Origin of the sequence: Methylocystis rosea SV97, from assembly GCF_000372845.1 — a bacterium.
In the GTDB taxonomy this organism is placed as follows: domain Bacteria; phylum Pseudomonadota; class Alphaproteobacteria; order Rhizobiales; family Beijerinckiaceae; genus Methylocystis; species Methylocystis rosea.
The window spans coordinates 3,254,917-3,268,614 of sequence record NZ_KB889963.1; the positions used below are offsets into that span (position 1 = coordinate 3,254,917).

General features: G+C 63.3%; 14 protein-coding genes. 6 read left to right on the forward strand and 8 right to left on the reverse strand.

Annotated elements, in window-relative coordinates:
* Positions 1 to 35: 35 nt before the first annotated feature.
* The 3 genes from A3OO_RS0117125 to A3OO_RS0117135 all read right to left on the reverse strand — a co-directional run bounded on the left by A3OO_RS0117125 (position 36) and on the right by A3OO_RS0117135 (position 5,273).
* Entirely contained in the window at positions 36 to 2,711 is a 2,676-nt protein-coding gene (locus A3OO_RS0117125) for a DUF3772 domain-containing protein (protein WP_026223097.1), read from the reverse strand.
* Between the two features lie 58 nt (positions 2,712 to 2,769).
* The gene (locus A3OO_RS0117130) at positions 2,770 to 3,864 is read right to left on the reverse strand and encodes a lysine-2,3-aminomutase-like protein (RefSeq protein ID WP_018409079.1); all 1,095 of its coding nucleotides are present in this window, start codon (positions 3,862 to 3,864) and stop codon (positions 2,770 to 2,772) included.
* Positions 3,865 to 4,034: 170 nt separating this feature from the next.
* Entirely contained in the window at positions 4,035 to 5,273 is a 1,239-nt protein-coding gene (locus A3OO_RS0117135) for an argininosuccinate synthase (protein ID WP_018409080.1), read from the reverse strand.
* 105 nt (positions 5,274 to 5,378) lie between these two features.
* On the opposite strand from A3OO_RS0117135, the gene A3OO_RS0117140 reads away from it, so the two are divergent.
* Genes A3OO_RS0117140 through A3OO_RS0117155 form a run of 4 tightly spaced genes read left to right on the forward strand, consistent with a single transcriptional unit; the run spans position 5,379 to position 7,734 of the window.
* Positions 5,379 to 5,864: a hypothetical protein gene (locus tag A3OO_RS0117140; protein WP_026223098.1), complete on the forward strand. Its 486-nt coding sequence runs from the start codon at positions 5,379 to 5,381 to the stop codon at positions 5,862 to 5,864.
* A 39-nt stretch (positions 5,865 to 5,903) separates the two neighbouring features.
* Entirely contained in the window at positions 5,904 to 6,335 is a 432-nt protein-coding gene (locus A3OO_RS0117145) for a transcriptional repressor (RefSeq protein WP_018409082.1), read from the forward strand.
* A gap of 2 nt (positions 6,336 to 6,337) precedes the next feature.
* The gene (locus A3OO_RS0117150) at positions 6,338 to 7,126 is read left to right on the forward strand and encodes a TPM domain-containing protein (protein WP_018409083.1); all 789 of its coding nucleotides are present in this window, start codon (positions 6,338 to 6,340) and stop codon (positions 7,124 to 7,126) included.
* Positions 7,126 to 7,734: a TPM domain-containing protein gene (locus tag A3OO_RS0117155; protein WP_018409084.1), complete on the forward strand. Its 609-nt coding sequence runs from the start codon at positions 7,126 to 7,128 to the stop codon at positions 7,732 to 7,734. The genes A3OO_RS0117150 and A3OO_RS0117155 overlap by 1 nt, the downstream gene beginning before the upstream one ends.
* Before the next feature lie 36 nt (positions 7,735 to 7,770).
* On the opposite strand, the gene purD is transcribed toward A3OO_RS0117155, so the two are convergent.
* Positions 7,771 to 9,054 (reverse strand): phosphoribosylamine--glycine ligase, encoded by a 1,284-nt coding sequence (purD, locus tag A3OO_RS0117160; protein ID WP_018409085.1) that lies wholly within the window; start codon positions 9,052 to 9,054, stop codon positions 7,771 to 7,773.
* Positions 9,055 to 9,194: 140 nt separating this feature from the next.
* Between purD and A3OO_RS0117165 the strand changes: the two genes are divergently transcribed.
* Together A3OO_RS0117165 and ettA are read left to right on the forward strand one after the other, a co-directional pair.
* The gene (locus tag A3OO_RS0117165; protein ID WP_018409086.1) at positions 9,195 to 9,878 is read left to right on the forward strand and encodes a hypothetical protein; all 684 of its coding nucleotides are present in this window, start codon (positions 9,195 to 9,197) and stop codon (positions 9,876 to 9,878) included.
* Between the two features lie 132 nt (positions 9,879 to 10,010).
* Positions 10,011 to 11,663, forward strand: a complete 1,653-nt coding sequence (gene ettA / locus A3OO_RS0117170) for an energy-dependent translational throttle protein EttA (protein WP_018409087.1) — start codon at positions 10,011 to 10,013, stop codon at positions 11,661 to 11,663.
* Between the two features lie 32 nt (positions 11,664 to 11,695).
* Here ettA and A3OO_RS0117175 read toward each other — a convergent pair whose 3' ends face one another.
* From A3OO_RS0117175 to A3OO_RS0117190, 4 genes are all read right to left on the reverse strand, one after another.
* On the reverse strand, positions 11,696 to 12,244 hold the full coding sequence (locus A3OO_RS0117175) for a hypothetical protein (protein ID WP_018409088.1): 549 nt from the start codon (positions 12,242 to 12,244) through the stop codon (positions 11,696 to 11,698).
* Positions 12,245 to 12,344: 100 nt separating this feature from the next.
* A complete protein-coding gene (locus A3OO_RS0117180) occupies positions 12,345 to 12,770 on the reverse strand; it encodes a type II toxin-antitoxin system VapC family toxin (protein ID WP_018409089.1) in 426 nt (141 codons plus the stop codon).
* On the reverse strand, positions 12,767 to 13,021 hold the full coding sequence (locus A3OO_RS0117185; protein WP_245257182.1) for a type II toxin-antitoxin system Phd/YefM family antitoxin: 255 nt from the start codon (positions 13,019 to 13,021) through the stop codon (positions 12,767 to 12,769). The genes A3OO_RS0117180 and A3OO_RS0117185 overlap by 4 nt, the downstream gene beginning before the upstream one ends.
* Before the next feature lie 202 nt (positions 13,022 to 13,223).
* Positions 13,224 to 13,553, reverse strand: coding sequence for a DUF3175 domain-containing protein (locus A3OO_RS0117190; RefSeq protein WP_018409092.1), 330 nt, complete (start codon positions 13,551 to 13,553; stop codon positions 13,224 to 13,226).
* Positions 13,554 to 13,698 lie beyond the last annotated feature (145 nt).

Below are 13,698 nucleotides of genomic sequence, written 5' to 3' on the forward strand. Positions count from 1 at the left end.
CGCCTCATTCTTTGAGAAACAATGAATGGCAGGAATTACTTTGCTTGCGCATCGTCCGGGCTCGCAGCGTCCTCCTTAGAGTCGTAGGACCGTTCGGTGCGCTCATCTTCGCTCTTGACGCCCGCCAGATTGGCTTCGATCGCCAGCGCGCTCGCGACGGCCGCTGCGGCCAGCTTGTCGAGTTCGGGAATGTTGACGATTGTCGGCGGCGGCGGCGAAGCCGCCGGACCGATCGAGATTCCGGCGTCGTGGAGGCGCTCATAGAGATCGAAGTGCAGGTCGCTGCGCACGCGCGCGGACTGCTCGACATCCTCGACGTAGCACCAGAGCTCGAATTTAAAGATATTCGCCTCCATGCCGAGGAACATCACCTGCGGCGCGGGTATCCGCAAAACGCTTTCCTGCGCGCGCGCCGCCGCAAGAAGAATGTCGCGCATTCTTTCCGGATCGACGCCGACATGCGGCGAAATGGCGATCTTGATGCGGCCGACCTTGTCGCCGCGCAGCCAGTTCTTCACGACGCCCGCGACGAGATTCGAATTCGGCACGATCATCGTCGCGCGATCGAAGGTCTCGATTTCGGTGGAGCGGACATTGATGCGTTTGACATAGCCCTGCTCGTCGCCGACCACGACCCAGTCGCCGACGCGAATGGCGCGCTCCCACAGCAGGATGAGGCCGGAGACGAAATTGTTGACGATCGATTGCAGGCCAAAGCCGATGCCGACCGAGAGCGCGCCGGCGACGATCGCGAGTTTTTCGAACCCGAGCCCGACATAGGACAGTGCGAGCGCCGCCGCGAAAATGAAGCCGGCGTAGCCAAGCGTCGCGCTTATGGAGTTGCGCAAACCGAGATCGAGCCGGGTGAGCGGCAAAAAACGCGCGTCAAGCCAGCGCCGCAGCCCCTGCGTTGCGGCGAGCGCCGCAGCGAAGAGCAGCATCGCCACAAGCGCGCTTGAAGGAGAGATCGTGACGTCGCCGATCTTGAAGGAAACGAACGCCGAGCGAATATTGCCCAGGAAATCGCCCGACTCATAGCCGAGCGGCGCAAGCGCCACCAACGCCGCCGCGAGGAAACAGAGCAGCGTGACAATGCCGGACAGGAGCACGGCGAGCGGCGCGAGCTGCTCACGGCGCACGCCAAGACCGGTGATCATTTTACGACCGAGGAAACTCGTCGGCGCAAGCGACGCCTCGATGCCGCCGCGCGAAAGGGTGACGACGACATACAGAATGGCGATGACCGCCGCCGTCCAGCCGATCTGCAGGATGACGAAATTAGCGAAAGTGACGTAGCCGGCCGCGCACGCTCCAACGAGCACGAGCAGGATAAGAGCGCCGAAGAAGCGCGCGGCGCTCATCCAGTCGCGGCCCTCGGGGGTGGCGACGGCGGCGCCGTCCTCGACTTCGACTCGGCTTGGCAGATTGAAGAGCGCGATAGCGATGAGCGCCGCGACGATCATAACGCCGAGGCCGCGCGTCACGATCACGATAGGAAGCCCCCCCTGCACGGACTCTTCCAACTGCTCGAGGAAACGCGCCGCGGAAAGAGTCACCGCAGCCAGCGTGACGAGTTGCGTGAGACGTTTCGCAAGCCGATCGCCCGGATCAATCAGCCGCCAGTTCGGATGCGCGGGAGCAAGAACCGCGCGCGCGATGGCGTAGGCGAAGGCGATGCGCGCCACACCCTCGACAAAGCGTCGCCAGATCGGTTCGAGCGCGCCGTCGATAAGATCATAGGCGTCGAAGGCGAGGCTTAACGCGCCGACCGCCGCAACCGGCACGGCCGCGATGACGAGCGCCGTCCATCCGGCGGCGGCCGCCTTGCGCAAAGGCGTCGGAGCAGACTCGTCCTCCGAACGCCGGACGACGCGTCGCGCCATGAAGAGCGCCAAGGCGACGCTCGCTGCGATCAGAAAAATTACGGCCAAAAACTGCGCGCGTCGACCATTGTTGACGCGATCTACGACGTTCGCCGTTCGATCGGAAAGAAAGGTCGCAGAATCGCTGATCACGGCGGGCGCCCCGTCGAGCGCGGCGCGCCACAGCGAAGGCGAGAATAGACCGTCCGTGCGCAGAAAGAGATTCTTCGCAAAGAGCCCGCGCTGGCGCGCGACAATCGTGACGGCGACCTGCCGCGTCTCGAGCAACATGGCGCGCGCGCGTTTGAGAGTCGCGTCGACCGCGTCGTACAGGCGACGCTGCTCTTGGAGTTCGGCGTCAGCGCTGACGCGCGCGGCGGCGTCGGCGGATTCGGGCCCGTTCGGCGTCGCTTCGGGCGCCGGGACCGGCGGCCCTCTCGCCGGCGGCGGCTTCGCGACGCCGTTCTTTACAGCAGGTTTGGCCTGGGGCTTGGACTCCGCCGGCTTCTCGGGCGCTTTCGGAGCCTCTTTTGGCGGCTCCTGGGGTTTTGCGGCGGCGGGCGCAAGCTCCTTCAACCGCGCATCGATCGCGGCAAGACGCGGCGTCAGCTTTTCGATCGTTTCCTCGAGTTCGTGCGGCAAGGGTTCTATACGCGCGCGCAGACTGCGCAGCGCGGCGTCGGAAAGCTCGGGCTGCTCAAGCGTCTTCTGCACCTCGTCCAGCGTGGCGCGCGCGCGATCGAGACGCGCGTTGAACTGCTCGATCGAAGCCGGGGCTTCGTCGGCGCGCAGCCCGGGGGCGGCGAGCGTCGCAATCAGGATGGCGATCAGGAGCGTCAGTTTGCGCACATGCGTTCCTTGGGTGGAGCGAGCCGATCAAATCGGTTTCGAACACGCGGGCGAAAGGTCAATCTTGCGGCGGTTCGAGTTCGTCGAGGTAGGACCGCTCGTCGCCGTTCCGGTCGACCACGGTCCATCCCCCCTGCCCGTCCGGCGCCGCGGCGCCCTCGGCGACCCGCACCTTGCCGAACCCGCCGGGAATGTCGAGCACATAGGCCGGCAGCGCAACGCTGGTCACGCGACGCGAGAGCTCTGCGTAGATTCGCCTGCCCGCCGCGAGGCTGAGCCGAAAATGCGCGGTCCCCGGCGCGAGATCTGGATGGTGCAGATAATAGGGCCGAACGCCCAAACCTGCCAAATCGCGCATCAACCGCTCCAAGACGTCGACGTTGTCATTGACGCCTTTGAGCAGCACGGTCTGGGAGAGAAGGACTGCGCCTGCCTCGCGCAACTGGGCGATCGCCGCGCGCGCCGACTCGGTCAATTCGCGCGCATGATTGACATGCAAGGCGATGAGCAGCGTCTTGCCGCTTTCGCGAAGCGCGGCAAGCCGATCGCGCGTCACGAGATCGGGCGCGACCGTCGGCGCGCGCGTGTGGACGCGTAACAGCTGCGCGTGCGGGATCTCGGCAAGCCGGCGCGACACGGCGCCGAGTCGACGCGCCGACAGCATCAAGGGATCGCCGCCGGTGAGGATCACTTCGAAAATCTGCGGTCGCCGCGCGATGTAGTCGAGCGCCGCCGCGACGTGACGCTCGGGCAGCAGATCGCCTTTGCCGCGACCGACCGTCTCGCGCCGGAAACAAAAACGGCAGTAGACCGGACAGACGGACAGCAGCTTTAGGAGCACGCGGTCGGGATAGCGATGCACGAGCCCCGGAAGCGGCGAATGCGCGTCGTCGCCGATGGGATCGGCGCGTTCCTGCGGCGTCGTCGCGGCCTCGCGAAGATCGGGGATAAATTGCCGCGCAATCGGATCATTCGGATCGTCGGGGTCGATCAGCGCCACGATCTCCGGCGTAACGGCGATGCTGTAGCGCTGCGCCACCTGATCGAGACCGTTGACCTCGCTTATGAGGCGCGCGTCAACCAGATCGGCAAGCGAGGTAAGCGTGCGCGACGGCGCGCGAATGAGCGCAGCCGCGTCTTGGTCCAGCGGCACGCGTTTCTCCGCCGCGCAATCTCCCTCTCTCCCGCGCAGCGGGGGAGAGTTGTAGAGGGGGCGATGCGGTTTGCGCTCGGCTCGAATATATTCCCCCTCCCTTTCCCTGCCCCGCTGCGCGGGAGAGGGAGGCGTCAAGCGTTCCGCGAAAAAATCATCCGCGCGGTTCGTTATTGCTTCGCCCCCCGCGCGGCGCGCTTGGCCAGCGTGCGCAGCCGCAGGGCGTTGAGCTTGATGAAGCCTTCCGCGTCGCGCTGGTCGTAGGTTCCGCCTTCTTCGAAAGTGACAAGGTCCTGATCGTAAAGAGACCAGGGGCTTTCGCGACCGACGAGCGTCGCCGAGCCCTTGTAGAGCTTGATGCGCACGCGGCCCGTGACATGCTCCTGGCTCTTGTCGATCGCGGCCTGCAGCATCTCGCGCTCCGGCGCGAACCAGAAGCCGTTATAGATCAGTTCGGCGTAGCGCGGCATCAGCTCGTCTTTGAGATGCGCGGCGCCGCGGTCGAGCGTCAGGCTTTCGATTCCGCGGTGCGCGACAAGCAGAATCGCGCCGCCGGGCGTTTCATACATGCCACGCGACTTCATGCCGACGAAGCGGTTTTCGACGAGATCCAATCGCCCGATGCCGTGAAGACGTCCGAGATCATTGAGCTTGGCGAGGAGCGCCGCAGGCGAAAGCGTGACGCCATCCACCGCGACGGCGTCGCCTTTTTCGAAGTCGATCGTGACATATTGCGCCGCGTCCGGCGCATCTTCGGGATCGCCGGTGCGCGAATAGACGTAATCGGGCGTCTCGTTAGTCGGATCTTCGAGCACCTTGCCTTCCGAAGACGTGTGCAGAAGATTGGCGTCGGTCGAAAACGGCGCTTCGCCGCGCTTATCCTTGGCGATCGGGATCTGGTTCTTTTCGGCGAAGGCGATGAGATCGGCGCGCGAGACGAAGTCCCATTCGCGCCACGGCGCGATCACGGTGATATCGGGCTCAAGCGCGTAATAGCCGAGTTCGAACCGCACCTGGTCGTTGCCCTTGCCGGTCGCGCCATGGCAGACCGCGTCGGCGCCCATTTTGCGCGCGATCTCGATCTGCTTCTTGGCGATGAGCGGGCGCGCGATCGAGGTGCCAAGCAGATAAAGCCCCTCATATTGAGCGTTGGCGCGGAACATCGGGAAGACGTAATCGCGCACGAATTCTTCGCGCAGATCTTCGATGAAGATGTTTTCAGGCTTGACGCCCAGAAGCAGCGCCTTCTCGCGCGCGGGCTCGAGCTCCTCGCCCTGACCAAGATCGGCGGTGAAGGTGATGACTTCCGCGCCATAGGTCGTCTGGAGCCATTTCAAAATGATCGAGGTGTCGAGCCCCCCGGAATAGGCGAGGACGACGCGTTTGATTTCTTTTTTCTGGCGGGTCATTTTGGCTCTGGCTCGGCGGGAGGCGATTTGCGCGCGGACTATAGGCGCCGCGGGCCCGAGCGCAAGGCGGCGCGACGCGGCCCAAGTCTGCGCAGGAGGAACGGCGTGAAGCGAACATTCGCCCTGACGGGCGTCCTTTCTTTTCTGGGGCTATCAGGTCTCTGCGCGCAAACCGACCAGCGCGTCTGGACGCTCGGCGGATTGGAGGAGAAAAACGCCGACAGCATCTATCTTGGCTATGGGGTGCCGGAAAGCGACGACAGCCTTGGGAGCTTCACCTGCGCGCCAGGGAGCGGCTTGGTCAAAATCTGGGTCGCCGAAACAAGCAACAAGCTCAAAGCGGGAGGCAAGACGACGGCGATCTTTTCGGTCGGCGAAAAGACGGCGAAGGTCGCCGGCAAGCTCGTGCCCAATGAAGAAGCGGGCGTGCCGAGCTTCGAAGGGAGCCTGCCGGCGAAAGACCCGATCTTCGGGGCGATGGTCGGCGGGGAAACGCTCGACATCGCCGTTGGCGGAACAAAGCGATCGGCGCCCCTCGCCAACGCAGCGGAGAAATTCAAGAAATTCGCCGCGGCCTGCGCCAAACGCTAAAGCCTCGTTTTTTACGTCGGAGCCCCCTAAATTGGCGCAATGAGCAGCCATTCGACGAAAAATCCCACACGGTCCAAGGTCGCCGGCCTGACGCCGGCGCGCCGCCGTGCGCTCGACATTCTCACGCAAGCGAACCGCCCGGTCGGCGCTTATGAGATGATCGATCTCATGGCCGACGAAGAGGGCAAGCGCCCCGCGCCCGTCTCCGTCTATCGCGCGCTTGGCTACCTCATGGACAACGGCCTCGCGCATCGGCTTGCGTCAAAAAACGCCTATATCGTCTGCGGCCATGCCCATGAAGCCGAGGAGCCCGTCGTCTTCATCATTTGCGAGCAATGCGGCGAGGTGAAAGAGGCGACGTCGCAAGGATTTGCCCGCGAACTCGCGGCTCTCGTCGGAGCGGCGCATTTCAGCGCCCGCACGCGCGTCGTGGAAATCGCCGGGCGCTGCGCCCGGTGCGAAGGCAAATAGCCATGGGCGGCGCCGCGCGCTGGCTTGCGCCGCTCTTCTTTCTTGTCGCGTCGCTCGCCTTCGCGGCGGTGAACTATCCGCTGCTCACTGGTCGGGTGGTTGACCAGGCCGATGTCATTCCGCCGTCCACGAAAAGCGCCATCGAGAGCAAGCTCAGGGATCTCGAGGATAAATCCGGCATTCAGCTCGTCGTCGCCTCTGTCAATTCGCTGGAGGGCTTGGACGTCGAAACCTACGCCAACGGCCTGTTTCGCGCGTGGAAGCTCGGCGAAGCAAAAAAGAACAATGGCGTTCTGTTTCTGGTGGCGCCGAGCGAGCGCAAAATGCGCATCGAAGTTGGCTATGGCCTGGAAGGAACGCTCACCGACGCGCTGTCGAAGATCATTTTGACGAGCGCGGTGGCGCCGCGATTTAAAGCGCGAGACTACGGCGCGGGAATCGAACGCGGCGTCGAGGGGATTATCGAGGTGCTCTCCGGCGATTCCGCCGAATGGACCAAACGCGCGCGCGGCCCGCAGTCCACGACCTTCGATGAGCTTTCCCCGCTCATTTTTTTCGCACTGTTTCTGTTCATCGTGGTCTGGATGGCGCGTAGCGCGCGCGGCCGGCAAAGGTACCAGCGGAGTTACAGGCGCGGCGGCCCCCCTTTTATCGTCTTGCCCCCGAGCGGCGGGTTCTGGGGGGATGATTCTCGCGGCGGGTGGGGAGGGGGAGGCGGTTTCGGAGACGGCGGCGGGTTTTCCGGCGGCGGCGGCTCGTCCGGCGGCGGCGGCGCTTCGGGGGATTGGTGATGCAACTCACGGCGGACGACTTCGAGCGCATCGCGGAGGCTATTCACCGGGCCGAAGAAAAAACCTCCGGCGAGATCGTCTGCGTGCTGGCGCGTCGCTCATCCGATTACGCCTTCGTGCCACCGCTCTGGGGCGCTTTTATCGCGCTAGCGTCGCCTTGGCCCATGCTGCTTTTCACCGAACTTTCGCCTCGTGAGATTTTCGCAGCGCAGATCGCCATCTTTATCATTGCGACGCTCGTCGTTTCATGGGGACCGGTGCGCTTTTTCCTGACGCCGCGCGCCGTAAAGCGCGCCCGCGCCGCGCGAGAGGCGATCGAGCAATTTTTTTCGCGCGGCGTCTCCGCCACCAAGGCGCGCACGGGCGTTCTCATATTCGTCTCATTCGCCGAGCGTTACGCGCGCATCGTCGCCGATGACGCCATCGCCGCAAAGATCAGTAATGACGAATGGCAGGCAGCGCTCGATTTGCTGCTTGAAGACCTGAAACGCGAACGGCTGGCGGACGGCTTTGTCGCGGCGATAGAGGAATGCGCGCGCCTCCTGGCGCGGCATGCGCCGCCCGGCGCGAGCGGCGACGAACTGCCGGATAAAATCTATGTGATGTAGCGGGCCCTTGGCCGGACCACTCCTGCGCGTCCACGCTCAGGAGGACTTTCGTTCGCGCGCGACTTCCCGCCAGCCGATGTCGCGGCGGCAAAACCCGCCCGGCCAATCGATGAGGTCGACCGCCGCGTAAGCGCGCGCCTGGGCCTCGGCGACGCTTTCGCCTAACGCCGTGACATTCAGCACGCGACCTCCGGCGGCGAGAAGTCGGCCGCCTTCCTCGCGCGTGCCGGCGTGGGTGATGGCGACGCCCTCGACGGCTTCGGCGCTTTCCAAATTGCGGATTTCCGAGCCGGTCATTGGCGTTCCCGGATAGTTTTTCGCCGCCAGCACGACCGTCAACGCCGCGAGCGGCGAAAACCGCGGTCGCTCCTGAGGCAATTCGCCCCGCGCGGCGGCAAGCATCAGCTCGAGAAGATCGCCCTCGAAACGGGGCAGAATGACTTGCGCCTCGGGGTCGCCGAAACGGCAATTGTATTCGATGAGCTTTGGCCCGTCCTGTGTCAGCATAAGTCCGGCGTAAAGCATGCCCTTGAAGGGCGCGCCCTTGTCGCGCATGGCGCGCATCGTCGGCTCGATGATCTCGGCCATAACGCGCGCTTCGATATCGAGCGTCACGACGGAGGCCGGCGAATAGGCGCCCATGCCGCCCGTGTTTGGTCCCGTGTCGCCGTCGCCGACTCGCTTATGATCCTGCGCCGTCGCGAACGGCAGCGCGCGAACGCCGTCGCAAATTGCAAAGAACGACGCCTCTTCGCCTAGGAGACATTCCTCGATGACGACCTCTGCGCCTGAGAGGCCGAACGCGCCCGCGAACATGGCCTGAACAGCGCGTTCCGCTTCCTCAAGCGTGCCAGCCACGACGACGCCTTTGCCGGCGGCGAGCCCGTCCGCCTTGACGACGATCGGCGCGCCCTGCTCACGCAGATAGTGCAGCGCCGGCTCAAGCGCAGCAAACCGCGCATAGCTCGCGGTCGGAATCCCATAGTCGCGACACAAATCCTTGGTGAAACCTTTGGAGCCTTCGAGCTGAGCCGCCGCCTGCGTCGGTCCGAAGGCGAGGATCCCGTGCTTTTCCAGTTCGTCGACGAGACCGCCGATCAGCGGCTGCTCAGGTCCGACGACGACGAGCGCAATCCCCGCATCGCGACAAAAGTCGATCACGGCGGGGTGATTGGCGACGTCGAGATCGACGTTATCTCCCACGCGAGCCGTCCCCGGATTGCCTGGCGCGATATAGAGCCGCGTCAGCAGCGGGCTTTTTGTTAGCGCATTGGAGATCGCATGCTCGCGACCGCCCGATCCGATCAGAAGAACATTCATTAACGCTCGCCCGGTTGCTTCGTTTCCGCTTCTAGAGCGCGCGGACGCTAAAAGGCAATCCGCTCCCCAAATGCTGTGCTTGCCCGTTGCGTAAGCGCCGCTAGCTATCGGTCCGGGGGCTAGCGGCTGGAGTGTCCCACATGTCCATTACCCGAGATATCGCAACGCACGACAATGCGGTCGCCTATGGCGGCCTTATTGACGCCATTGGCGGCGTCGCCACCATCGTCCTTGTGATTTGCGGCTTAGTTGGAATAGCGCCCCCCATGATGGTCGCGATCGCGACGATCGTGTTTGGCGTCGCATTGTTAATTCAAGGCGGAGCTATGCTGTCGGAATATATGCAGGTCGTGTTTCCCGGCGGCGTTCGCACCGCTTCCGTCGAGCAGATGGGCGGCAATAGTCTCGCGCTCGTCTTCCTCGTCGGCGCCGCCGGTATCGTGCTGGGCGTTCTGTCGCTCCTTGGAATCAGTGCGGCAATACTGACCCCGGTCGCCGCGATCGGCTATGGCACCGCTCTGTTGCTGAGCAGCAACGCCGTATGGCGACTCTATGTGCTGCGACGCGCCTCCGCCCAGATGGAAACCGCAATCGGACAGTCGCAACATGTCGGCGCCGAGATGCTCGCGAGCGAAATGGCGTCCGGTTCAGCCGGCATTCAGGCGCTCGCAGGATTGGCGGCGATCGTCCTCGGCATTCTGGCGCTTGCCGGCAGTCCTAACGATTTGACCCTGAACCTGGTCGCGCTGCTTGCGCTCGGCTCGACGATTGTGCTCACGGGCAGCACCCTTAGCGCCACGGTTCTGAGCTTTATGCGAACCTGAGCGAGCGCCTGCGGGACAAATGCCCCCGACCAGCCGTCGGGGGCATTTTTCTGACTCGTCGAGGCCCCAGACGGCTTCCCTCCCGGAGTGAAAATGCTCTAAAGACAGCGCAATCTCTCTTTGCGAGGCGATATGGCGCGGCAGTTCATCTATCACATGCAGGGCCTCAGCAAGACCTATCCGGGCGGCAAGAAGGTCTTGGAGAACATCAACCTCTCCTTTTACCCCGACGCGAAGATCGGCGTTCTGGGCGTCAACGGCTCCGGCAAATCGACGCTGCTGCGCATTATGGCGGGCGCCGACAAGGAATATTCTGGCGAGGGCTTCGTCGCCGAGGGCGCGCGGGTCGGCTATTTGCCGCAGGAGCCGCAGCTCGACCCGACGCTCGACGTGCGGGGCAATGTCATGCTCGGCGTCGCCGACAAGAAGGCCATTCTCGATCGTTATAACGATCTCGCCATGAATTATTCGGACGAGACCGCCGACGAGATGACGAAGCTCCAAGACGAAATCGAGGCCAAAGGTCTTTGGGACTTGGACAGCCAGGTCGACCAGGCGATGGACGCGCTCGGCTGCCCGCCGGACGACGCTGACGTCACCAAGCTTTCAGGCGGCGAGCGGCGTCGCGTCGCGCTGTGCAAATTGCTGCTCGAACAGCCGGAAATGCTGCTCCTCGACGAACCGACGAACCATCTCGACGCTGAAACCGTCAACTGGCTCGAAGGACATCTGCGCCAGTATCCCGGCGCAATCCTGATCGTCACCCACGACCGCTATTTCTTGGACAATGTCACCGGATGGATATTGGAGCTGGATCGCGGCCGCGGCATCCCCTACGAGGGCAATTACACCAGCTGGCTGAAGCAGAAGCAGAAGCGACTGGCCCAGGAATCCTCCGAGGACAAGGCGCGCCAGCGGGCACTCGAAGCCGAGAGCGAGTGGATCGCCGCTTCGCCAAAGGCGCGGCAGGCCAAAAGCAAGGCGCGCATTCAGCGCTATGAGGAACTCGTCGCCAAGCAGAACGACAAGGCGCCGACGACCGCGCAGATCGTCATTCCGGTGGCCGAGCGCCTCGGCGACAATGTCATCGATTTTGATCATTTGTCGAAAGGCTATGGCGACACGCTTCTGATCGACGATCTCTCCTTCAAACTGCCGCCCGGCGGCATCGTCGGGGTGATCGGGCCGAACGGCGCCGGCAAGACGACGCTGTTTCGCATGATCACCGGACAAGAGAAGCCCGACAATGGGACAATCGAGATCGGCGACAGCGTGCAGCTCGGCTATGTCGACCAGTCGCGCGACGCGCTGCACGCCAACAAGTCCGTCTGGGAGGAAATCTCGGACGGCAATGAGGTGATCTATCTCGGCAAGCGCGAGATCAACAGCCGCGCCTATTGCTCGGCCTTCAATTTCAAAGGCGCCGATCAGCAAAAGAAGGTCGGGCAGCTCTCAGGCGGCGAACGCAACCGCGTGCACCTCGCCAAGATGCTGAAGAGCGGCGCCAATGTGCTGCTGCTCGACGAGCCGACCAATGATCTCGACGTCGACACGCTGCGCGCGCTCGAAGAGGCGCTCGTCGATTTCGCCGGCTGCGCCGTCATCATCTCGCATGACCGCTTTTTCCTCGACCGCATCGCGACGCATATTCTCGCCTATGAAGGCGACAGCCATGTCGAATGGTTCGAAGGCAACTTCGCCGATTACGAGGAAGACAAGAAGCGGCGCCTCGGGATCGACAGCGTCATTCCGCACCGGCTGAAATATAAGAAGTTCGCGCGGTAAGGAGCTGAAACCAGTTCTATCTCGTCCCGCCGTCAATTTGCAAAAAATTGCAGCGCCTGCGGACACGCGCGCGAAATGGCGGCGCGGCTGTCGAGCGACGATTGAATGATGAACTTCTCTGCACGCCCCAAGCCGTAAACGCCTATCAATGTCTGAACCATGAAGAAGCCAAGCCCTTCAATATCGGCGCGGCTCGCCATCGAAAATTCGCGCACATAATTTTTACTGCCGGCCTTTCTGACGAAGCCCAGTTTCGATAAGTCGCTGCGCTGTTTGGCGGTCAAGACTCTGTTAATGCCAGTCGGCCCGTATGCGCCGCTCGACGCTTCGCACAATGCGCCCGCGTCGCCTTCGACAAACCGGCATTGCACATATCGCTGGCCCTGCCCCAGCGACATGATGATAAAGCGGTTCAAGCCATCCTTCCGCGCAGGCGCATCGTGCAACGCATGAATCACCGCCGCGGTCGCACATTGAAGTTGACGCTCATTCATGCCTTCAGCGAGCGCATCGACAACGCCCACTGCGATCAGCAGGATCGCGAGAACTAGCGCCGCTCCTGACCTCTGATTAGCGCGCATGATATCTCACGGCTCCTCGTCAGGCCCCGGCGTCGCTCGCCCTGTCGACGTCGGCTGTCGATATCGCGTTCAGGACGCCTCGCACAACAGCGCGCCGCCTCTACCCCAACTCGGAAACCCGCACGCCTCTCATCGCCGCCGCCGCCGCCAGCCGCGTATCGAACGTCGCCAGTCGATAGCCCCGGTTCGAGGCCAGCGCGAGATGCAGCGCGTCGGGCGCTGTGAGTTTGGTCGCGAAATCGCGAACAAGGCTCTCCGCCAAAATCATGTCCCGCGCTTCGGCCTCGATGGGCTGTGTCATCTCTCGCGCCCAGTCGTCGAAATCAGCGAGCGCTTCGCGCGCCGCCGTGTCGCTCATCGCCTTGACGCGAACCTGTCGCGAAACGACAGCGGCAAATTCGACGCGCGCGAAGTTACTGACAAAAAGCGCGCCGGGGTCGGAGTCGATCCATGCGTCAACCTTGTTCGAATGGGCGTCAACAGCGAAAAGGGAAACGAGGACATTGGCGTCCAGGTAAAAGCTCATTCCTCTTCGTCCCGCATCCTGCGGATGAGAGTCACCGCGTCCTCGCCGAGCGGCGGACGCTCGCCTCGTCGCTTGCGCAGCCGTTCGAGGTCGGCTTTCGTCATTCGTTTGGGCGCTTCGTCGGGTGCGCTCGGTCGCAGTTCGACGACGGGTTTGCCGTGACGGGTGATCGTCACCGTCTCGCCCGCCAGCGCCGCGTCGATCAGCCGGGACAATTGTTCTTTCGCCTTGGCGATCGGGTAGGAGGGCATGGCCGCCTCAAAAATGGTCACTTTTAGAAAAATAGGACATAATTTCCGACGACGCAATGCGATACGACCCCAGAGAGTTATTTCAATACGGTCCCAAATCCCGCGTCAAAATCGGCGCGCCACGCACGTTCGCCTGCGCGCCAATAAGAAATCCGTCAGCGCCTTCGTCTTGGCGCCGCGCGGTCCGCAATCTGCGGTGCGCTCAATGGGGCGTCCGTCCAAACGCCTTGCGCAGCTCGTCCTTCGCCTGCTCCAGCACCCGGCGGCGCGCGTCGGGCAAATCCTTGCCGGCCCTGTTGATGTAGAAGGTCAGCATCGACATGGCGGAACGGAACGGGTCCGCTTTGCGCCGCTCGCTCGCCTCCGCCGACCGCTTCAGGGAGCGGGCGATCTTCACGGGGTCGTCCCATGTGAATACCCCGGCATCGAGATCGAGCGCGTTGCTGTGGCTCGTGACCTCGCCCGACCAGTAGTTGGTCGCCGTCTTTGAACTTTTTGCCGGCGCGCGGCTTTTCGGCTGCCTTTGCGCCATCATCCGCCTCATCTCAGGAGCGCTAGTCAGGAGCATTTGTCAGGAGCCTTGGCCAGGTAGTCGGCCGCCCACAGAAATCAATGTCCCCGAAGCGTGGCCGCCACGAATTCGCCATCTGCGCGTGGCGGATTTCCCAGCTGGGCCC